We start from the raw sequence: 21,726 nt of genomic DNA on the forward strand, positions 1-21,726 counted from the left end.
CCCGCGGCGCGGCCTCCGTGCGGGGTCGTGGATGGCGATCAGTCGAACGCCAGGAACAGCGCCTCGGCAGCCAGCGCCGGCTTGTCGCTGCCCTCCAGTTCCACCGTGCTGTCGAACGTCATGCGGACGCCGCCCTTGATGTCCTCCACCGACTTCAGGTGATAGTGCAGCCGTACGCGTGAGCCGGACGGGACGGGCGTGGTGAAGCGCACCTTGTTGGTGCCGTAGTTGATGGCACGCGAGGTCTTGCGGATGCGGTAGATCGCATCGCCCAGGCGCGGCAGCAGCGACAGGGTCAGATAGCCGTGAGCGATGGTCCTGCCGCCCGGCATGTGGGCCTTGGCCCGCTCGACGTCGACATGGATCCATTGGTGGTCGCCGGTGGCGTCGGCGAAGGCGTTGATCATGGCCTGGTCGACCAGCACCCAGTGCGAGGTGCCGATGTCCTTGCCCTCATAGGCTTTCATGTCGGCGGGGCGTTCGACTTCGAGCATGGTTGGGCTCCTTCGGCTTGCCGGCGGGTCCGGGTCGAGGGCCGGCGCGGCAGGTATAGCATCGTTCCCGGGGGTGCGTGCCCCTGGCCGGGCACGTTCCTCCATCGTCATGGCTGGGCGTGTCGCCATGGCTATCAGGATAGGGCGACGGTTGGAGAAGGACTTGGCGCCGCAGCCGTTCTCTCTCCGTCATGGCCGGGCGTGTCCCGGCCATCCACCCCCCGCCAACCGTTGCAGCGCAGATGGCCGGGACACGCCCGGCCATGACGGTGAGGGAGGAGACCTGGCTCCGCCGGCCGCCCAGGCTTGGCCCGTCCCGCCATCGCGACCACACTGGCGCGGAGCCTGCTTTACCCGACCGCCGATTGCCAACGGCGGCGCTGGCCTGCTCGAGGGAGGATCATGCAACAGGAAACCTATGACTTCATCGTGACCGGCGCCGGCTCGGCCGGCTGTGCCGTCGCAGGGCGGCTGGCCGAATCCGGCCGCCATCGCGTGCTGCTGCTGGAGGCCGGGCCACCCGACCGCAACCCGTGGATCCACATCCCGCTGGGCTACGGCAAGACCTATGTCGACCCGCGGGTGAACTGGAAGTTCGAGACCGAGCCGCAGCCGCAGATGGCCAACCGCCGCCTGTACCTGCCGCGCGGCAAGACGCTGGGCGGATCAAGCTCGATCAACGGCATGATCTACATCCGCGGCCACCACGGCGACTATGACGAGTGGCGGCAGCGCGGCTGTGCCGGCTGGGACTGGGACTCGGTGCTGCCGTACTTCCGCAAGGCGGAGAACCAGGCGCGCGGCGGCGATGAATTCCACGGCACCGGCGGGCCGTTGCAGGTCTCCGACCAGGCGGAAAAGGGCGAGTTGTCGCGCGCCGTGCTGGATGCCTGCGTGCAGGCCGGCATCCCGGCGAACCCGGATTTCAACGGTGCCCAGCAGGAAGGCTGCGGCTACTACCAGACCACCACCAGCAACCGGCGGCGGTGGAGCGCGGCGAAAGCCTACCTGTCGAACCCGCCGCCGAACCTGGTGATCCGCACCGGCGCGCACGCCACCCGCGTGCTGATCGAGCAGGGCCGCGCCATCGGCGTCGAGTACCAGACCCGGGCCGGGCGTCAGGTCAGCCGGGCGGGGCGGGAGGTGATCGTCTCCGGCGGGACCTATGGCTCGCCGCAGTTGCTGATGCTGTCTGGGCTGGGGCCGGCGCAGCACCTGCAGGACATGGGCATTCCCGTGCTGCGCGACATGCCGGCCGTCGGGTCGAACCTGCACGACCATTTCAACACCGCGGCGAGCTGGAAGTGCAGCAAGCCGATCACGCTGAACGACCTGCATTACAGCGCGTTCCGGCGGATCAGTGCCGGGCTGCGCTACGTCCTGTTCCGCTCCGGCCCGATGGCGGGCAACGGCATCACCGCCGGGCTGTTCACCCGCTCCGACCCACGGCTGGAGCGGCCGGACATCCAGGTCAACCTGTTCGAATGGAGCACGCAGGAGCGCAGCCGCGATGCGGTGATCCCGCATCCGTTCCCTGGGTTCACGCTGACCCCGGTGCATCTGCGGCCCGAGGGGCGCGGCACGGTGCGGCTGAAGAGCGCCGATGCGTTCGCCTGGCCGGCGGTGCTGTTCGACTACCTGCGCACCGAGTACGACATCCGCGCGGCGCTGTTCGGCCTGCGGCTGGTGCGGCGGATCGCCGAGCAGCCGGCGCTGCGGCCCTATGTCGTGGAGGAAATCTTCCCCGGCTCGGCCCTGGCCGGCGATGAAGAGCTGCTGGACTACGTGCGGCGGACCGGCGTGTCCAACCAGCATCCGACGAGTTCCTGCGCGATGGGGACGGGGCCGAACACCGTCGTCGATCCCCGCCTGCGCGTGCATGGAGTCGGGGCGCTGCGGGTGGCGGATGCCTCGGTCATGCCGGTGGCCGTCGGCGGCAACACCAACGCCCCGACGATCATGATCGGCGAAAAGGCCGCGGCGATGATCCTGGAGGATGCGCAGGCGGCCGCGCCGTCCATGGCCGCCTGATTTGCCAAGGCCGTCCGCCGGGGCGATCCTGCGGCCGGACGGCAGGGGGGCAGGATCGGTGGCGGCTGAGGCGGGTACGTATGATTTCATCATCACCGGCGCCGGCTCGGCCGGCTGCGTGCTGGCCGCGCGGCTGAGCGAATCCGGCCGCCACCGGGTGCTGCTGCTGGAAGCCGGCGGGCCGGACTCCAGTCCGTGGATCCATGTCCCGATGGGCTACGCGAAGACCTTTGTCGATCCGCGGGTGAACTGGAAATTCGACAGCGAGCCCGAGGCGGCTCTGAACAACCGCGTGATGTACCAGCCGCGCGGCAAGGTGCTGGGCGGCACAAGCTCGATCAACGGCATGATCTACATGCGCGGCCATGCAGCCGACTACGACCAGTGGCGGCAGCTCGGCAACGAAGGTTGGGATTACGAATCCGTGCTGCCGTATTTCCGCAAGGCCGAGGACAACGAACGCGGCGAGGACCGCTATCACGGCGCCGGCGGGCCGCTGCGGGTCTCGAACCAGCCGTACGAGTGGGAGATCGCGAAGATCCTGCTGGAAGCCTGCCAGCAGGCGGGCATCCCGTTCAATCCCGACTTCAACGGCGCGCGGCAGGAAGGCTGTGGCTATTACCAGACGACAACGAAGGACCGGCGCCGCTGGAGCACCGCGGCCGCCTACCTGCGGATGGCGCGGCAACGCCCGAACCTGGTGATCCGCACCCACGCCCATGCCACACGCGTGCTGTTCGAAGGCAGCCGCGCGGTCGCGGTCGAGTTCCGGACGCCGAACGCCCTGGAAGTGGCGCGCGCGGGCCGCGAGGTGATCGTCTCCGGCGGCGTTTATGGCTCGCCGCAGTTGCTGCAACTGTCAGGCGTCGGCCCGGCGCAGCACCTGACCGACATGGGTATCGGCGTCGTGCGTGACATGCCGGGGGTCGGGTCCAACCTGCAGGACCATTTCAACACCTACTGCACCTATCGGATTTCCCGGAACCTGTCGCTGAACGCGCTGCACTACAGCGTCGCGCACCGGATGGTGTCCGGCGCGCGGTATGCGCTGTTCCGCTCCGGCCCGATGTCCGGCAACGGCATGTATGTCGGCGCGCTGGTGCGCAGCGACAAGCGTCTGGATCGGCCGGACCTGCAGTTCAACATCTCGGCCTGGAGCACGATCGACCGCACCGCGGCGGGGATCGTCTCGCATCCGTTCCCGGGGATTTCGATCAGCCCGGTGCATCTGGCGCCGGAGGGCCGCGGCACCGTCCGCCTGCGCGGCAAGGACCCGCTGGCGCCGCCGGAGATCCGGTTCAACTTCCTGCGCAGCGAGCGGGACATGCAGGTGATGATCGCCGGCGTGCGCATCGCCCGCAGCATCGCCCTACAGCACGCCTTGCAGATGCTGATGGTGGCGGAGACGGCGCCGGGGGTCGCGGTGCGGACGGACGATGAAATCGCCGCCGACATCCGCCAGCGCGGCGTCTCCAACCTGCATCCCGTCGGCACCTGCGGGATGGGAAGCGGCCCGATGGCGGTGGTCGATCCGCGCCTGCGGGTGCATGGGATGGCGGGTCTGCGGGTGGTGGACGCGTCGATCATGCCGGTGATCATCGCGGGCAACACCAACGCCCCAACGATCATGATCGCGGAGAAGGCGGCGGACATGATCCAGGAGGACGCGCGAGCGGCGGCATGACGCGCCGGCCGTGCCGATCGGCGGCCGTTACCGGGCGGTGCCGCGGAACCGGGACGACATCTGCGTTCATCCGCGGTTCCATTCCCGCCGCGGCACGCAGTGACCCCGCCTGACCGCCGGTGGCGGCGGCATCGTGCGGATGATTGTCCCACCTCGGGCGGAGATCGTTTTATTATGGAACCGCAGATGAACGCAAATGACGACATGCCGACGCGCCGCCATGACAGTGCGATATCGTGTAGCCGGCTTGTCTCAACCTGTCTGCGGTTTGCCATAGGTTGTTCGGGGTCGAATCCACGGCGACGGGTTAGGCCGCGCGCTCGGCGATGCTCCGTCAAACCGTCATTGTGCAGCGGGTAGTTGCCAGGGCTGCAGGAACGCCTCCAGCACTGCCAGGAAACCGGCCGGATTGTCGGCGTGCAGCCAGTGCCCGGCGTTCTTGACGGCGACAAAGCGGGCCGAGGGGAACTTCGCGCGGATCACCGGCCGATGCTCCGGCAGCACGTAGCCGGACTCGGCGCCGGAGACGAACAGGGTCGGCCCGTCATAGGTGCCCGGCAGGTCGTCCCAGCCCTCCAGGTCCGGGATCGCGGCAGCGATCTCCTTTAGCGCGATGCGCCAATGGGGCATTGCGTGGGGTTTGGCGCCGAAGCGCAGGTTCTGCAGCAGGAAGGCGCGGACGTCCGGACGAGGCACGGCGCCGGCCAGGGCGGCGTCGGCCTGCTGGCGGGTCAGCGACGGGGTCAGGTCGATCGCCTGCATGGCCTCGGCGACGGCGGTGTTGCCGTGCTCATACGGCACGGGTGCGATGTCAGCGACCAGCAGGCGGCCAACCAGGTCCGGCCATTGCAGCGCCAGCGCCATGGCGGCCTTGCCGCCCATCGAATGGCCGACGATCGCCGCCTGCCCGATCCCGCGCGCCAGCAGCGTCTCGCGCACGTCGGCGGCGAGGGTGGCATAGCGCATGTCGGCGGCGTGCGAGCTGGCGCCGTGGTTGCGCATGTCCAGCGCCAGCACCCGGAAGCGCGGCGCGATCGCCCGCTGGATGGCGCCGAAATTGCGGGCGGCGCCGAACAGGCCGTGCAGCAGCACGACGGGCTGGCCGTCGCCGGCTTCGATGGCATTCAGGATCATGCGCGGTGCGGCCTCCTGGCGGATGCGGGCAGCAGCATCGCCATCATCGGCTGCGGCGCAAGGGGGCTGGCTTGTGGCGGCGGCCACGTTTCGGGTCTCGATCAGGTGGCGCGGCGGGATGTGCTCGCGCAGGATCAGCAGTGACAGCGGCACCACCCAGACGGTGGTGGTATTGGCCAGGATTACGGTTCGCCCGGCCGGCACCCAGGCAACGGCCCCATGCGCCAGGGCGAAACAGGCGCCAGGCTGCAGACCGCCGATCGCCAGGCCCGCACGGCTGGCCTGACCGGGCGCGAAAGGATGGCGGCAGCCAATGAACCATCCGCCGGATTCCGGGCGAAACAGTCCCGCTGTCCGTACCACGCCACCGCGACAGCAGGTCGCAACAGACCCTTCTCTGTGTCCTCTGCGCCAGCCTCTGTGGACTCTGCGTTGAATCGCGGTGCCGCCGCACGGATCGACGCTGCCAGGGAGCCGCTCACCGGCCAACGCCGGTGGCGCCACAACCACCGCTTTGCAACGCAGAGCGCGCAGAGGTATGCGCAGAGGTATGCGCAGAGTCCGCAGAGATGGGCACCCGACGGTCCGCGACAGGCACCGCCAGGTCCGGCTTCAGCCGCCTTGTATCGCCGGCCGGACCCGGCTGTTGCCATGTCGTCATGCCGAGTAGCCGGGACAAGCCCGGGCACAGGCTCCGGCCCGACATCCACGCCTCGTTCGTTCCCACGCCGCCAGGCGTGAATGCCGGGCTCCCCCGCCTTCGCGGGGGCATGCTGCGCCCACCATGACGTGGGGGGAGCGACCGTGCCTCATGCTGCGCCCTGTCAGCGCCCATCGGCACACGCCCAGTTATAACGGAACGGAGACGGTCCGCCGCAACGCCCCTACGCCAGCCCGGCGGCGACCAGCTTCCGCAGGTCCGCCTCCGGCCGCGCGCCGTAATGGCTGATCACCTCGGCCGCCGCGATGCTGCCCATCCGGCCGCAGGCGGCCAGCGATTTTCCCCCGGTCAGGCCGGCCAGGAACCCGGCGGCATAGGCGTCGCCTGCCCCGGTGGTGTCCACGACCTGCGTCGGCACTGCCTCCACCGCCACCGTCTCGGACCCGCGCAGGATCACGCTGCCGGCCTCGCTGCGGGTCAGCACCGCCAGGCCGACGTCGGCGCGGGCCAGCTCGGCCGCGGCCTCGAAGCTGTTCTGCTCGTACAGGCTGGTGATCTCGACCTCGTTGGCGAACAGGATGTCCACGTGGCCGGCGACCAGCTTGCGGAACGCCTCGCGGTGGCGATCGACGCAGAACGCGTCCGACAGCGACAGCGCCACCTGCCGCCCGGCCGCGTGCGCCGCCTCGGCCGCGCGGTAGAACGCCGCCTGCGCCGCCGGCGGGTCGAACAGGTAGCCCTCCAGGTACGTCACCTGGCTCGCCGCCACCAGACGCGGATCGACGTCCCCGGCATCCAGCGTGACGCAGGCGCCCAGGAACGTGTTCATCGTCCGCTGCCCGTCCGGCGTCACCAGGATCAGGCAGCGGGCCGTGGGCGCGCTGTCCAGCAGCGGCGCGGTCGGGAAATGCACGCCGATGGCGCGGATGTCGTGGCGGAACACCGTGCCCAACTGGTCGTCCGCCACCTTGCCGACATAGGCGACCTTCGCCCCCAGCGCGGCGGCCACGGCGCAGGAGTTGGCGACCGAGCCGCCGCTGCTCTCCTGCCCCGGCGGCATGGCGGCATACAGCGCATCGGCTGCCTCCGCGTCGATCAGCCGCATCGCCCCCTTGTGCATGTTGTGGCGGGAGAGAAAGGCCTCGTCGGCCCGGGCCACCACATCGACGATGGCGTTGCCGATGCCCAGGATATCGTAAGTCGCTTCAGTCACGTGTCATTTTCCTTTTGGCGGATGCGCCCTGACCGCCGCCTCGTTGACGTCCACGCCCCAGCCGGGGCGGTCAGGGAGAACAAGCGCGCCGTTCTCCATCATCGGGGCGTTGATGAAAAGCTCGTCCCGCCAGGCAACGCTGTCGATGTCGATCTCCATCACCCGGAAATTCGGCACCACGGCGCAGAAATGCGCGCTGACGGCCGAGCACAGGTGCCCGTAGTAGTTGTGCGGGGCGACGTTGACCTCGTACGCCTCGGCCATGGCGGCGATCTTGATCGACTCCAGGAAGCCGTTCCAGATCACGTCGATGATGGCGACGTCCGTCGCGTAGGCATCCAGAAACGGCCGGAAGGCGCGCCGGCCGGTGACGGATTCCAGCGACGCGATCGGGCAGGGCGCCTTGCCGCGGATCAGCGCCAGCGAGGCCGGGTCCCAGGTGTCGATCTCCAACCAGGCCAGGTCGAACGGTTCCACCGCCTTGGCGACCTGCAGGTTGCCCTCGGTCTTGAAGTGGTAGTTCACGTCCAGGTGCAAGCCCATGTCCGGCCCGGCGCCTTCCCGGAACGCCGCCAGTTGCTTGCGCAGCGAGGCCAGCACCGAGCGGTCGCAGTTCAGTTCCGGATAGCCTGGCGAGCGGCCGAAGCCGGGGACGAAGCTGGTCAGCTTTTCCCCGTCCCAAGGCAGGATGTTGGTCTTCAGCGCCGTGTAGCCGCGCCGCTTCACCTCGGCGCCGAGCGCGGCGATGTCGTCATAAGTGCGCAGCGGCGGCGCGCCGACGAGTTCATGGTCGCGCACCCGGTAGGTGCCGCAATGCGACCAGTACACCGGTATGCGCGTCCGGATCGGCCCGCCGAACAGCTCGTACACCGGCACGCCAAGCGCCTTGCCCTTGATGTCGAGCAGCGCGTTGACGATGGCGGCGATGGCCCGCTGGTTGACGCCGTTCGGCGCCTGCACCTGCTTCACGTACAGCATCGACTCGATCGCCTGCACCGCCCGCGGGTCGGTGCCAATCAGCGGTTCGGTCATGCCGTGGATCACCGCGGTCAGGCCGCGGCTGCCGTCGGCCTCGGTGTATTCCGACCAGCCGACAAGGCCGTCGTCGGTGGTAATTTTCAAGAAGGAAAAGTTGCGCCAGCCGGCGTTGGCGTGCAGGTCCTCGATCCTGGCGATCTTCATGGCGGTTCCTCTCCGGGTTGGTTTTGCCGTCAGGCTACGCGCATTGCCGTTGGAGGCAACCTTGGGCCTGTCCCGGTGGCGCCTGAGGATGAAACGTCACGATGCCCGGGCACGTGTCGCCGTCCGGACGGCTGGCGGCCTGTCATGCCCTTGCGTGCGGCAGGCGGCGGTCGTTGCCATTCCGTCATGCCGGGCGCAGGCCCGGCATCCACGCCTTGCGGTGCCGCTATCAGCAAAGGCGTGGATGGTGGGCCTGCGCCCACCATGACGGTGTAGGAACCGCCACGTCCCCGATCCCGCTTTTTGAGCGCCAATGCCGAGCACGAGCCGGGAAGCCACCCTCTGGTCAACGGATGTTTCCTGGCCCCACCGTTGAGCGTCGCCCTAAACTCCCGCCGCAGGCCAACCAGAACCGGCCGTCAACGAGGGAGAAACTGTTTCATGTTGCATCGACGCACCGTGCTGACCACCGCCGCCGCCGCGACGTTCATCCCCGCCGCCCCCGCCATCGTGCGCGCCGCCGAAACCCCGGGCGTGACCGCAACCGAGATCCGCCTGGGCAACACGGTGCCCTACAGCGGCCCCGCCTCGGCCTATGGCACCCTCGGCAAGGCCGAGGCGGCGATGTTCAAAATGGCGAACGACCAGGGCGGCTTCGCGGGCCGCAAGGTCAACTTCATCTCCTACGACGACGGCTACAGCCCGCCCAAGACGGTCGAGCAGGCCCGCCGCCTGATCGAGGAGGACCGCGTCGCCGCGCTGTTCGCCACCCTCGGCACGCCGACCAACTCGGCCATCGTGCGCTATGTGAACATGAAGAAGGTGCCGCAGCTGTTCGTGGCGACCGGCGCCGACAAGTGGGGCGACTACAAGGAGCATCCCTGGACCATCGGCTGGCAGCCCAGCTACGTCACCGAATCCCAGGTCTACGGCAAATACATTCTGGCGCATAAGCCCGACGCGAAGATCGGCATCCTGTACCAGAACGACGACTTCGGCAAAGACTACCTGCACGGCATGCGCGACGCCCTGAAGGACCGCTATGCCCACCAGGTCACCGAGGTCTCGTACGAGGTGACCGATGCGACCGTGGACAGCCAGCTCGTCAGCCTGCAATCCGCCAAGGTCGAGGTGCTGCTGACCGTCGCCACGCCGAAATTCGCCGCCCAGACGATCCGCAAGCTGGCGGAGATGCGTTGGAAGCCGCTGCATATCCTGACCGGCGTGTCGGTCTCCGTCGGCGCGGTGATGCTGCCGGCGGGACCGGAGAACGGCGTCGGCATCGTCAGCTCGGCCTACTTGAAGGACCCGACCGACCCGCGCTGGGAGAACGACGCCGGGATGAAGAAATGGCGCGAGTTCATGGCGAAGTACTACCCGGACGGCGACGTGAAGGACGGCGGCAACGTCGCCGCCTATGGCCTGACCGACACGATGATCGCCGTGCTGAAGGCCTGCGGCAACGACCTGTCGCGGCACAACATGATGAAGCAGGCGACCAACCTGCATAACCTGGAGAACCCGGTGCTGCTGCCGGGCATCCGCATCAACACCAGCCCGACCAACTACCATCCAATCCGGCAGCTTCAGCTGATGCGCTGGAACGGCAAGACCTGGGACCTGTTCGGCGACATCATCGAGGGCGCCTCGGCGGCCTGATCCCGCGGGACGCAGGTCCCTTGGCCGTCGGGACAAGAGAGGCTGAGCGCCGATCCCGCGGCCTGGGACACGAGAGGCAGGGGCCGGGTCCGTTGCCCCTCGGTCATGGCCGGGCGCAGTCCCGGCCATCCGCCGCCAGGCGTCGAAGCGCAGATGGCCGGGACAGCGCCTGTCATTACGGAGAGGGCGACGACCGTTCGCCCTACTCCGCCAGCACCGCCTCTTCCACCCCGCCCGGGCGATCCAGCACCGCCCTGGCCTTCCGGATATCCAGCGAGCCCTCCCACCAGGCGACGAAGATGGTCGCCACCGTGTTGCCGAACAGGTTGGTGATCGCCCGCGCCTCGCTCATGAACCGGTCGATGCCCAGCAGCAGCACCATGCCCGCCACCGGCACCTTGCCGTTCATCGTCGCCAGCGTCGCCGCCAGGGTGATGAACCCGCCGCCGGTCACCGCCGCCGCGCCCTTCGAGGTCAGCAGCAGCACCGCCAGGATCAGCAGGTAGTCGCTCCAGCTGAGTGGAATGTTCAGCGCCTGGGCGATGAAGCCGATCGCCATGGTGAAGTAGATCGACGACCCGTCCAGGTTGAACGCATAGCCCAGCGGCACCGTCAGGCCGACCAGCGACTTCTCGCAGCCCAGCAGCTCCAGCTTCTCCATCAGCGTCGGCATCGCCGCCTCGGACGACGAGGTGCCGAGTACGATCAGGAACTCCTCCTTGATGAAGCGGACGATCTTGAAGATGTTCAGCCCCATCATCGCCGCCACCAGGCCCATGCCGGCGAAGATGAAGATCACGCAGGTCAGGTAGAAGCACAGCATCAGGAAGCCGAGCTGCGCCAGCGCGCCGATGCCGTACTTGCCGATGGTGAACGCCATCGCGCCGAACGCGCCCAGCGGCGCCACGCGCATGATCAGCGCGATCACGCCGAACAGCCCGGCGCCGGCCTCGTCCAGCACGTGCACGATGGCCTTGCCGTGATCGCCCGGCAGGCGCGACAGCCCCAGGCCGAACAGCACCGCGAACAGCAGCACCTGCAGGATCTCGCCCTTGGTGAAGGCGTCGACCACGGTGTTCGGGATGATGTTCATCAGGAAGCCGACGACATCCTGGTGCGCCGACGGCGCGGTGTACTTGGCGATGGTATGGACGTCCAGGCTGGCCGGATCGACGTTCAGCCCGGCCCCCGGCTGCAGCACGTGCGCGACCATCAGGCCGACGAACATCGCCAGCGTCGTCATGACCTCGAAGTAGACGATCGCCTTGATGCCGATGCGCCCGACTTCCCTGGCATCAGACAGCTTGGCGATGCCGACCACGACGGTGACGAAGATGATCGGCGCGATGATCATCCGCACCAGTTTGATGAAGGCCGTGCCGAACGGCTGCATCTTCACCGCAAGGTCCGGCCAGAAATGCCCCAGCGCGGCGCCCAGGACGACGCCGATGAGGACCTGTATGTACAACCCCTTGGCCGATTTCATGGTCGTGGCCGCCATTGCCCGTAGCCTCTCTTTCCCTTACCTCTTGGCCTGCCGCGATGGCCGAAGCCCCGATTGACAAAACGAAGGTGCAACCGAATGGCTGATTTCGTCATCACCCCGCCGGCCATTACCGCGATTCCCGTTGCGGATGGTGGTTTTTTTCCTGTTCGGCGGGTTTTTTGTGTCGGACGAAACTATGCCGAGCACGCGCGCGAAATGGGCAGCGACCCGAACCGGGAGCCGCCGTTCTTCTTCATGAAGCCGGCCGACGCGCTGCTGACGAACGACGCCGATATGCCCTATCCGCCGCAGAGTACACAACTTCATCACGAAATGGAACTGGTCGTTGCAATCGGAGCGGGCGGCGCGGACATCCCCGAATCGAAGGCGCTGGACCACGTCTGGGGCTATGCCGCCGGCCTCGACATGACCCGCCGCGACCTGCAGAACGCGGCGAAGAAGGAGGGCAAGCCCTGGGACATGGGCAAGGGTTTCGACCATTCCGCCCCCATCGGCCTGATGGTCCCAGCCGCGCGCATCGGCCACCCGTCCCGCGGCCTGATCGAACTGAAGGTCAACGGCACGGTGCGCCAGACCTCCGACCTGTCGAAAATGATCTGGAGCGTGCCGGAGACGATCGCCTGTCTCTCCGGCCTGGTGACGCTGGCGCCCGGCGACCTGATCTTCACCGGCACGCCGGAGAACGTCGCCGCGGTCGCGCGCGGCGACGTGCTGGAAGGGGTGGTGGAGGGCGTCGGCACCGTCAGGACGCGTATCGTCTGATGCCTTTGCTGCGCGTTGCCACCTGGAACATCAACTCGCTGCGGCTGCGCATCGGCCTGCTCGACCGGCTGGTCGAGGCGCTGCGCCCGGACGTGATCTGCCTGCAGGAGACCAAGGTCCCGGACGAGCTGTTCCCCGCCGAGGCGCTGCGGCCGCTGGAATTCCCGCACACCGTGTTCCGCGGCATGAAGGGCTACAACGGCGTCGCCATCCTCTCACGCGTGCCGCTGGCGGTGCATGAAATCGCCCCCGACTGGTGCGGCAAGGGCGATTGCCGGCACATCGCCGCGACGCTGCGGACGCCGCGCGGGCCGCTGGAGCTGCACAATTTCTACGTCCCGGCTGGCGGCGACGTGCCGGACCGGGCGGAGAACCCGAAATACGGCCACAAGCTGGATTTCATCGCCGAAACTCGGCTGTGGTTCGCGGCGCGCACCGGCCTGGCCCGCTCGATCCTTGTCGGCGATCTGAACATCGCGCCGCTGGAGAACGACGTCTGGAGCCACCGGCAACTGCTGGACGTGGTCAGCCACACGCCGGCCGAGGTGGCGGGGCTGACCGCCTGGATGCAGGCCGGCTTCATCGACGCGGTGCGGCATTTCGTGCCGGCGGACCAGAAGCTGTATTCCTGGTGGTCGTACCGCAACCGCGACTGGCGCCAGTCCGACCGCGGGCGGCGGCTGGATCATATCTGGGTGACGCCGGACCTGAAGCCGGCGCTGAAAAGCCAGGCTATCCTGAAGGACGCCCGCGACTGGCCGCAAGGCTCGGACCATGTGCCGGTGTGCGTGGAGATGCGGGTCTGACGCCAGGCAGCGCGGCATTTCACCGCTGCGCCATCGTCATGGCCGGGCGCCAGTCCATACCCGCTGACTTGGCGCGGCGTGAGGCGCAGTCGTTCCCACCACGTCATGGTGGGCGGAGGCCCCATTGGCGTTAAAACAGGGCTGGCTGTTGCCTCCTCGTCGTGGCCCGGCTTGTCCCTACGCAATGCACACATCCTGGAAAAGAGTCGGAAATGATCGTAAACTCAAGTGCTTGCCTGGGCGCCAAGAGCGTTCCACCATCGTCATGGCCCGGCTTGTCCGGGCCACCTGTCGCGGCACAAGTGCTGGAATAGGTGGCCCGGACAAGCCGGGCCATGACGGAATGGCAAGCATCGTACCGCCGCCACGCTATTTTAACGCCAATGGGGCGGAGGCCCACCATCTACGCCTGGCGGTGCCGAACCAGACAAAGGCGTGGATGGCGGCCCTGCGGCCGCCATGACGATAGGCGATGGCCGCCGTTTGGCCGTCTCTTTAGTAGCGCGCATACGGTGCCGGTCCCGGCTATCCGTGCTTCGACTGTCAGGGGTGAATGGCCGCGATCGGCGCCCCGCCACGGCGGAGACAGAACGCCCGCCGCTCAGAACTGCGCGTGCAGGCGCAGCGCGAACACCGAAACCGGCCCGCGCTGCTGGTTGTAGGCCGGGTTGTTGACGAACTGGTAGTCGGCGGCGATATTGGCCCAACTGAACGCGGCGAAGTTGTAATACGTCTCCACGATCGATTCGGGGCCGGACTTGAACAGCGCCCCATCGCCGACGATGCCGCCCAGGCCGCCCGCCGCCAGATACCGGCTGCCGATCGCCGAGATCTCGTTGATGGCGGTCGCCAGCCCGACGGTGTCGTTGGGACGCCCCCAGCGTGTGCCGGCCAACGACAGGCCGACGGTGACCGAGGCGTTGATGTCGGTGAACGCGTCCTCCTCCACCCCGCCCTGCGACCAGCCGCCCTTCACGAACATGCCGAGGTCGGGGACGATCTGCTGTTCCAGGTTGAAGCCCACCCCGTACTTGCTGCGGTAGTTGCGGACCGCGCCGGTCGAGGGGACGGTCCCGGTGGCATAGCCCAGCGCCAGCGCATCCGAGTAAGTGCCGAGGTTGCCGCGCGACAGCCAGTACAGCAGCTTGATCTTGCCCGGCTGGTCCCACAGCGTGTGCCGTTCTTCCAGCTCGGTGACGAACTGGGTCTGCTGCAACAGCGGCAGGCTGAGGTGGATGCTGTTCGGCTCGGCCGGCATGTCGAACAGGCCGACCCTGGCGGCGTAGCGGCCCTCATACCACTCCGCCGCCGCGCCGTAGGTCACGCCCCAGGCATCCGCCGCGTAGTCGAAGGCGCCAATGTCGAGGATCGCCCAGTTCAGGAAGTCGTTGCGCGGATCATGGGCGTATTTGTTGGTGTCGAAGATGTCCACCACCGAGAACTTGCCGACGGTGAACACGAGCCGGTTCGCGGTCTGGGTGCCGGCAAGCTGGTTGAGGTCGGCATCGATCTTCTCGATCCCGCCGCCGAGGTTGATGGTCTGGCGGAAAAAGGCGCGGGACATGCGGTAATACGGATCGGTCTGGCCCAGCTTGTAGGCCTCGCCGCTGAGGTAGCCGGCGACGCCGAAGCTGTTGCCCAGCCCGAAGCCCTGGTCGACCTCGGGATTGAGCCAGATCTCGGCGCCCTGCCAGGGACGGAAGCCGAGATAGAGGGTGGCGTCGAAAGTTTCGCGCCCGTTGGCGTCCGCCGGCAGGCTCTGCGGTCCCTCGAAAGGGGAGCGAAACCCCGGCTGCAGCTGCTGGGTGTAGGTGGTCTGGCCGTGGATCGCCCATTGTTCCGTGGTCACCTGCGCGGCCTGTTCCGGCGTGACCGGAACGGGTTCCGGTTGTGGCGTCGGACCGGAGGTCTGCGCCAGGGCGGCGCCAGGTGCGCACAGCACGGTGGCCAGGACAAGGCCGCCAAGGCAGCTGGCCGGGCGGAGAGCGGAGGACAGGTGGCGCATAGGGCCTCGACGACAGAAGGTGAGATGCGACTCATTCGCATTTGCATTTGCCTTAGCCCAGCATTGCAGTCCGGGCAAGCCCCAAATTGGCCGGACGGCGCTGTCGTCCGTCCCGCCGGCTTTTGATGCCGCCGCCGGCGTCGGTTCCATGCGGTGCCTTCCGTGTGCCGCCCTGGAACCTGCGGGCAGCAGCGCCGTGCCGCGGCAGCCACTGCCGTTGCAAGCCGGCCAACCGGCGTCAGGTATCGTCGGCGGACGACGAAGCCGATAGCACGCCAGCGGTTTCGTCCAACGACCGGCTTGGATCGCAAGCGCGCCGTCCGCTCCCGCGCGTGATGCATGGAAACCGGACGTTCAGCGGCGGGGGTGATCGGCCGGCGTCGCGTCCGTTGCCGCGGAAACGACGCCAACCATTCGATTTGCCGGCGGCCAGGCGTCGCCCCTTACCGCGGCTTGGCTGGGACCACTTCGATATCGTCAAGGCCCGTGTAGCGATAGATCAGCAACGACAAAACCCAGGCGCCGATGAAGACGCCGATGATCGCAAAGCCCAGGTTGTTGAAGTTGTCGTTCAGCAGGCCGATGCCATTCCAGAACCGGCCTTGAAGCCCAAGTTGCCCACTGATGAGGCCAAGTCCTTCGATGCCGCCGATCAGTACTGCCACCACGACGGAAACCGCCGTGATCACCAGGTTATAGTACAGCTTGCGCATCGGCTTGATGAACGCCCAGTTGTAGGCGCCGAGCATCAGGACGCCATCGGTCGTATCGATCAAAGACATGCCGGCCGCGAACAGGGCCGGGAAAACCATGATCGACCAGATCGACATGCCCTTGCCCGCCTGTGTCGCGGACATGCCCAGCAGAGCGACCTCGGTCGCGGTATCGAAGCCCAGGCCGAACAGGAAGCCGAGCGGCAACATGTGCCAACTGCGGGTGACCAGGCGAAACAGCGGGCGGAACAGCCGTGCCAGGAAGCCGCGGCTGTTCAGCAGCGTGTCAAAATCCTGGTTGGCGAACGCGCCGCCACGCCGCACGGCGTGGAAGGTGCGCCACACCTCGATCAGGATCACCACGTTCATCGCGGCGACGGCGAACAGGAACAGCGTGGAGACCGACGTGCTGACAATCCCGCCAACGCCCTTCCAGGCCTGGAACCGCGACGACATGGCCGCCGTCGTCAGCGCAATGGCCGCGGCCACCAGCACGACGACAGCCGAATGCCCCATCGAGAACCAGAACCCGATGCCCATGGGACGCTTGCCGTCCTGCATCAGCTTGCGGGTGACATTGTCGATCGCGGCGATATGGTCTGCGTCGACCGCATGCCGCAGCCCAAAGCTGTAGGCGAGCAGGGCCGAGCCCAACAGGATCGGCTGTTCGCGAAAAATGGAAAGCGCCCAGGCCCAGACGCCAACGTTGGCGGCGATCAGCAGGGCATAGAGGCCGATCAGCCGCCCGCGCAAGTCAGCGGAGCGATCGTCGAAGGTATGAAGAACGTGCCTGAACATAAAGCGGAACCACGCGTGACGTCTCTGTCGCTGCCACCCTGGTTCGCCCCGCAGGCGCGGCACGAATCCATCGGAGCACCCCGTCCGATGCGGCGGCATTGACGCCTGCGATGGCAGGTCTCCTGGCTTGCGGGTCCGCGCTGGTCACCGCCTTCCCGGGTACTCCAGTGGCGTCCTGGTGACCAACTCTCCGCCTACAGTTGCGGGGGCAGCCATGGCCTTGCACCATGTTCCCTTTTCATCCCCTGCCGGGGAACCATCGGCGTCACTTTAGTTGCCGCCGAACCGTACGGTCAATGAATTATCTCCGCGCCGATGCCGCGCACCACGTGTGACATTTGTTCCAATCGAAACGTGGGCTGCCCGGATTTGGTGTCCCACTGTTCAATGTCTGCGCCGGGTCAGGCACGAGCCTCCGCCGATGCATCGTCCGTCGATCCGGGCATGCTGCCGTTGCCCTCCGCGCACCACGTCCGCCAGGCATGTCGCAGCGCTGCCCCCAGGTTCTTGCCGAACCGCGGCGCGTCGCACAGCGGGCTGCGCCGCACCTGCTCCCGCAGGGCCGCCCGCAGGCTGGCCAGCGCCGGCAGGTCCGCGGCGCGGGCGGCCGCCATTTCGATGTATGCCTCGACCGAGTCCGTCACCCAGTCGGCCAGCCCGGCGTTGCTCATGTGGCTGAGGGAGTGCCGCGCGGCGAAGAACTCGCCTGGCAGCGTGATCGTCGGCACGCCCATCCACAGCGCCTCGCAGGTGGTCAGGCCGCCGGAATAGGGGAACGGGTCGAGCACGATGTCGATGTCGCCATATTCGCCCAGGAACGTCCGGTGCCCGGACGGTCCCCGCAGGTCCAGCCGGTGCGCGGCGATCCCGTGGTCCGCGAAGGCGGCGCGCAGCCGATCGGCGGTGGTGGTTTCGCTGAGTTGCTGGGTCTTCAGCACCAGCCGGGCGTCGGGAATGCGCCGCAGGATCGCCGCCCAGGTGTCGATCACCCGTGGCGTGATTTTCGCCAGGTTGTTGAAGCAGCCGAAGGTGACGTGGCCGTTGGCCAGCGCCGGCAGCGGCACCACGTCCGGCGCGTGCGGCGGCGGGCTATAGCAGACATAGCCGTCGGCCAGGCGCAGCAGCCGCTCGCTGTACAGCGGCTCGAACCCGCCCGGCGTCTCCCACCGGTCGGTCAGGAACCAGTCCATCTCCGGCAGGCCGGTGCTGTGCGCCTGCATGCCGACCCACTTGATCTGCACCGGGGCCAGGCGGTTGGCGCAGGCGGTCATGCGGCCAGCCTCGCCGTAGCCGCCCAGGTCGAGCAGGATGTCGATCCCCCGCTCCCGCGCCGCCTCGGCCAGGGCGGTATCGCTCAGGGCGTCGATGTCCACCCACGCCTGCGCCACCGCGCGGAACCGGCGGGCGATCGGGTCCGTGGCCGTCGTGTTCTGCGACAGGCACACCACGCTGAAGGCCCGCGGATCGAGCGTCTCGATCCCGGCCACGGTCAGCCAGCCAACCGGATGCGACCGCAGCGAGCCGGACAACAGCCCCACTGTCAGCGGGCGCTCCGGTTCGGGCGTGTTGGCGAAAGGCGGAACGGTCGTCCGCGGCAGGCGCGTGGCGCAGGCCCGCGCCGCCGCCAAAAGTTCCGTGCCGGTAGTGGCATCGCGGTACGGCAAGGTGTTGCACAGGGAACGCCGCGGCATCACCGATTCGGGGCCGAGATCGATGGCGCGCCGGGATATCGCCACCGCCTCTTCCTGAAGGCCGAGATAGACGGTGGCATTAGCGAGGTTGCTCAGCACCGCGCTGTCCGGCCCGATCGTATCGGCCGCTTCCTGGAGCAGCTCGTGGGCCTCGACATAACGCTGGCTGCGCAGCAGCACCGCGCCCAGGTCGTTGCGCATCCAGGCATTGTCTGGCGCCAGGTCCATCAGCCGGCGCAGCGTCGCCTCGGACTCCCGCAAGCGGGTAGTTCGGCACAGCAGCGACGCCAGCAACGACAGTGGCAGCACCGCATCGGGCGCCAGCGCGACGGCGGCTTCCAGTGCGTCGATCGCCTCTGGCCGCCGTCCCAGCCGCTCCAGCAACAAGCCGCGGCCAAGCTGGGCTGCCAGATTGAGCGGGTCCTGCTCTCCCGCCACTGTCAAGCGTGCCAGTTCCGCCTCGGCCTCACCAGCCTTGACGGCAACCTCCACGTTGTTCAGCACGTACTCAGGCGTTGTCGGCTTCAGCGTCTGCGCCCGGACGAAGGCGGTCAGTGCCCGCTTCGGATCGCCGCCAGCCAGGAAGGCCAGGCCGAGCGCGTTCCAGGCCTCGGCATCGTCGGGCGCGACGCCGCAGCCGCGCAGCAGCAGGTCGCGCGCCTCCTCCGCCTGGCCACGCTGCAGCAGCATGGCGCCGAGCGCGACCAGCGCCTCCCGCCGGACCGGGTTCAGCGCCAGCACCTGGCGATAGGCGTCCTCGGCCTGCTCCATGTCATCGACGGCGCGGTAGCTTTCCGCCAGGCGCAGCAGCGGTTCGTCCCAGTCCGGCAGCCGGACCGCCACGTTGCGCATCAAGGTGCGGGCGTAGCCGCGGTCGCCGGCGCGGTCCTCGGCGATCGCCAGGTTCAGCAGCGTTGCCGGGGGCGCCTCGCCGCATGCCAGCGCCAGGCGCAGCGGCGCCAGGGCTTCCTGAAACCGGCCATCCGCCAGCAGCGCGACGCCGGCGGCCGCGTGCGCCGCGCCGCCGTGGGGCAGGACGTCAATCGTCATGGCGGATGGTCTCCAGTGTCACCACGATTCCGGGGACAGGGACCCCCGATTCCTGCCGTGCCGCCAAGCGAGCGGAGCGCACGACGCGGAACCCGGCGGCGATGGCGGCCTCGTGCACGTAGGTCGCGGCATGGGCGTAGCGGCCCAGCTGTTGCAGCGCCCAGTTTCCGTCGCCGGGCACCCCGCCGTCGCGATCCGGCAGCAGTTCCTCGACCGAGAACACGAACCAGCCGCCCGGCAGCAGCCGCGCCTGCACCAGCGCCAGGATCTCCTCCAGCGCGCCAAAGTAGCATAACATGTCGGCGGCCAGGATCAGCGGCCAGCGCTGCGGGTGCGCCGTCAGATCGGCGATGACGTCGGCCTCGCGCAGCTCGTCGTAGATCTTCTTGGCGCGGGCATAATCGAGCATGCAACGCGACAGATCGACGCCGGTGAAAGGCCCCATCGGCAGGTCGTTGATGGCGACAGCTGCCAGCCCGGTCCCACAGCCGAGGTCGAGGACCGGGCCGACCGGCTGCCCGGCGGCGATCTTCGGATGCGCCAGCAACGCTTGGCGGATTGCGCCGGGGATACTGTAGCCGAGCGAAAGCAGGTTCGCTTCGAACCGGCTGGCATAGCCGTCGAACACCGCCCGGACGTAGCTCTCGGGCGCGCGGCTTGCCATGGGCAAGGCGCCGGACGCCATCACCAGGTGCCGCACATAGGGATCGTCCGGGCCGAGCTTGTAGGCTTCCTGATAGGCCACGGCGGCGTCCTGATGACGGCCGAGGCTGGACAGCGCGTGGCCCTTCATGCCGAAGGTGCAGGCATCGGCAATGCCCTGCCGGCGTGCCTGTTCGGCCAGCTTCTCGGCCCCGGTGAAGTCGCGGCGGCGCAGGCACAGCAGGATCGCGGCGTTGCGCAGGGCGACGTTGGCCGGCAACAGGGCAATGCCGTCGGTCAGGACCCGAAGCGCGGCGTCGGCGTCGCCGGCGGCTTGCAGGGCGACCGCCAGGATTTCCCGCCAGAACGGCTCTTGCGGCCGCGCCGCCAGTGCTTCCGACAGGCAGGCCACCGCGTCGGCGGCATGGCCGAGATTGAGCAGCGCCCCGCCCAGCACCGCCTTGGCCTGCGCGTCGTCCGGGGCGAGGATGACGGCTTCCGCCGCGTCCCGCGCCGCTCCTTCCGGATCGTCCAGCCGGCTGCGCACGTCGGCGCGGCAGATGCGTAGTGCGGGCTGCGCCGGTTCCGCGTCGATCGCGCTGTCCAGGTCCGCCCGCGCCCGGTCCAGGGCGCCCTCGTTGATCGCCAGTTGCGCGGCCAGGATGGTCAGTTGCGGCGATGGCGGCGCCATGCGGCGCGCTGCCGCAACCAATGGCCTTGCCGCGCCGATGCGGCCGGCCCGGAGCAGCGTGGCGGCGCGGGCGCACAGCGTGCCGGCGTCGGTGGTAACCTCGATCGTGTCCATAAGGCAGAGCTCCTTTTGAGCCGTTGAAGAAACAATCAGACCAGGATGCCCTGCGCCTGCACCGACAGCGACGTCATGTCGGTCGTCGTGGCGGTGGACGAGGATGCGTTGGAACCGGCGGCGAGCAGGTAGCGCTGGAGGAAGCTCTCGACGAATTTGGGGTCCTGGAACCGGGTGACGTCCAGCTGGCTGCTGATTGCCTTCTCCTGGGCTTCCAGCGGCTGGAAGGCGATCTCCTGCGGAATGCCGAGCGCGGTGGTCACGACCGTGCGCAGCGTCATGTTGCCGAGGATCTGGTCCACCGAGGTGATCGACGAGGCCTGCGACCTGAATGCCAGCGCGTTCGACAGGCCGGGCGTCACCGAATCTTCGTTCTTCTGCCAGACGGCGGTCGCATAGGCGTTGGCGATGCTCGCGATGGCGGAGGCGTTCTGGATGGATGTCAGCCCGTTGGCGGCGAAGTTGTAGGTCTGCGCCAGCGTCTTCCAGCGGGTGTCGCTGAGCGTGTTGGCCAGGGAACTGGAATCGCTGAGGTTCGAGGTCAGCGCCTGGGTTGCGAGGGCAGTGTAGCCGATCTGGTCGCTCATGCCGTTGGCGGTGAGCAGCACGTTCATCACCGCGGGATCGCTGAGCAGTTGCGTCACGCTCTTGGCGGAGTTCACCGCGTTGGTGAAGGCGGCGATGGCGGTCTTGACGTCCGGCTGCGCGGCGGTAGCCTTGACGTCCTGCGTCTGGTTCTGCTCGGCCTGCTGCAGCGCCTGGGCAGGCGATTGTCCCGACGCGCCGGCCGATTGCGTGCCGGTGCCGTAGATTGTGTCCAGCAGGCTGTTGCCGCTGCCGGACGCGGTGCCGTACAGCGTGGTCAGGTAGCTGGGATAGTCGCTCATGG

General features: G+C 68.1%; 15 protein-coding genes and 1 riboswitch. Of the genes, 5 read left to right on the forward strand and 10 right to left on the reverse strand.

Annotated features, from left to right (window positions below):
- Nucleotides 1-38 precede the first annotated feature (38 nt).
- Nucleotides 39-494: a MaoC family dehydratase gene (locus CCS01_RS30990; protein ID WP_104522907.1), complete on the reverse strand. Its 456-nt coding sequence runs from the start codon at nt 492-494 to the stop codon at nt 39-41.
- A gap of 402 nt (nt 495-896) precedes the next feature.
- On the opposite strand from CCS01_RS30990, the gene CCS01_RS30995 reads away from it, so the two are divergent.
- Nucleotides 897-2,525, forward strand: coding sequence for a GMC family oxidoreductase (locus tag CCS01_RS30995; protein ID WP_104522909.1), 1,629 nt, complete (start codon nt 897-899; stop codon nt 2,523-2,525).
- Between the two features lie 58 nt (nt 2,526-2,583).
- Nucleotides 2,584-4,209, forward strand: a complete 1,626-nt coding sequence (locus tag CCS01_RS31000) for a GMC family oxidoreductase (RefSeq protein ID WP_204848481.1) — start codon at nt 2,584-2,586, stop codon at nt 4,207-4,209.
- Between the two features lie 342 nt (nt 4,210-4,551).
- On the opposite strand, the gene CCS01_RS31005 is transcribed toward CCS01_RS31000, so the two are convergent.
- The 3 genes from CCS01_RS31005 to CCS01_RS31015 all read right to left on the reverse strand — a co-directional run bounded on the left by CCS01_RS31005 (nt 4,552) and on the right by CCS01_RS31015 (nt 8,399).
- On the reverse strand, nt 4,552-5,547 hold the full coding sequence (locus CCS01_RS31005; protein WP_338050018.1) for an alpha/beta fold hydrolase: 996 nt from the start codon (nt 5,545-5,547) through the stop codon (nt 4,552-4,554).
- A 680-nt stretch (nt 5,548-6,227) separates the two neighbouring features.
- Complete coding sequence (locus tag CCS01_RS31010) at nt 6,228-7,217, reverse strand: adenosine kinase (RefSeq protein ID WP_239992467.1); 990 nt, start codon at nt 7,215-7,217, stop codon at nt 6,228-6,230.
- Between the two features lie 3 nt (nt 7,218-7,220).
- Nucleotides 7,221-8,399 carry a mandelate racemase/muconate lactonizing enzyme family protein gene (locus CCS01_RS31015; RefSeq protein ID WP_104522913.1) on the reverse strand — a complete coding sequence of 393 codons (1,179 nt, stop codon included), beginning with the start codon at nt 8,397-8,399 and terminating at the stop codon, nt 7,221-7,223.
- Nucleotides 8,400-8,840: 441 nt separating this feature from the next.
- Between CCS01_RS31015 and CCS01_RS31020 the strand changes: the two genes are divergently transcribed.
- A complete protein-coding gene (locus CCS01_RS31020; protein ID WP_104522915.1) occupies nt 8,841-10,058 on the forward strand; it encodes an ABC transporter substrate-binding protein in 1,218 nt (405 codons plus the stop codon).
- Between the two features lie 202 nt (nt 10,059-10,260).
- On the opposite strand, the gene dctA is transcribed toward CCS01_RS31020, so the two are convergent.
- The gene (gene dctA, locus CCS01_RS31025) at nt 10,261-11,559 is read right to left on the reverse strand and encodes a C4-dicarboxylate transporter DctA (protein ID WP_104522917.1); all 1,299 of its coding nucleotides are present in this window, start codon (nt 11,557-11,559) and stop codon (nt 10,261-10,263) included.
- An 81-nt stretch (nt 11,560-11,640) separates the two neighbouring features.
- On the opposite strand from dctA, the gene CCS01_RS31030 reads away from it, so the two are divergent.
- On the forward strand, nt 11,641-12,327 hold the full coding sequence (locus tag CCS01_RS31030; RefSeq protein ID WP_104522919.1) for a fumarylacetoacetate hydrolase family protein: 687 nt from the start codon (nt 11,641-11,643) through the stop codon (nt 12,325-12,327).
- Nucleotides 12,327-13,133, forward strand: coding sequence for an exodeoxyribonuclease III (locus tag CCS01_RS31035; RefSeq protein ID WP_104522921.1), 807 nt, complete (start codon nt 12,327-12,329; stop codon nt 13,131-13,133). Before CCS01_RS31030 ends, CCS01_RS31035 begins: the two co-directional genes overlap by 1 nt.
- A gap of 601 nt (nt 13,134-13,734) precedes the next feature.
- Here the strand turns inward: CCS01_RS31035 and CCS01_RS31040 are convergent.
- The 5 genes from CCS01_RS31040 to CCS01_RS31060 all read right to left on the reverse strand — a co-directional run bounded on the left by CCS01_RS31040 (nt 13,735) and on the right by CCS01_RS31060 (nt 21,724).
- The gene (locus tag CCS01_RS31040) at nt 13,735-15,138 is read right to left on the reverse strand and encodes a carbohydrate porin (RefSeq protein WP_158258705.1); all 1,404 of its coding nucleotides are present in this window, start codon (nt 15,136-15,138) and stop codon (nt 13,735-13,737) included.
- 443 nt (nt 15,139-15,581) lie between these two features.
- Nucleotides 15,582-16,649 (reverse strand): HoxN/HupN/NixA family nickel/cobalt transporter, encoded by a 1,068-nt coding sequence (locus tag CCS01_RS31045; RefSeq protein WP_104522925.1) that lies wholly within the window; start codon nt 16,647-16,649, stop codon nt 15,582-15,584.
- Between the two features lie 95 nt (nt 16,650-16,744).
- A riboswitch (cobalamin riboswitch) is annotated at nt 16,745-16,925 on the reverse strand.
- A gap of 125 nt (nt 16,926-17,050) precedes the next feature.
- The gene (locus CCS01_RS31050) at nt 17,051-19,390 is read right to left on the reverse strand and encodes a tetratricopeptide repeat protein (protein WP_104522927.1); all 2,340 of its coding nucleotides are present in this window, start codon (nt 19,388-19,390) and stop codon (nt 17,051-17,053) included.
- Nucleotides 19,380-20,837, reverse strand: a complete 1,458-nt coding sequence (locus CCS01_RS31055) for a methyltransferase domain-containing protein (RefSeq protein WP_104522929.1) — start codon at nt 20,835-20,837, stop codon at nt 19,380-19,382. The genes CCS01_RS31050 and CCS01_RS31055 overlap by 11 nt, the downstream gene beginning before the upstream one ends.
- A gap of 35 nt (nt 20,838-20,872) precedes the next feature.
- The gene (locus tag CCS01_RS31060) at nt 20,873-21,724 is read right to left on the reverse strand and encodes a DUF1217 domain-containing protein (RefSeq protein ID WP_104522931.1); all 852 of its coding nucleotides are present in this window, start codon (nt 21,722-21,724) and stop codon (nt 20,873-20,875) included.
- Nucleotides 21,725-21,726 lie beyond the last annotated feature (2 nt).

The organism is Rhodopila globiformis (genome assembly GCF_002937115.1).
Lineage (GTDB): Bacteria > Pseudomonadota > Alphaproteobacteria > Acetobacterales > Acetobacteraceae > Rhodopila > Rhodopila globiformis.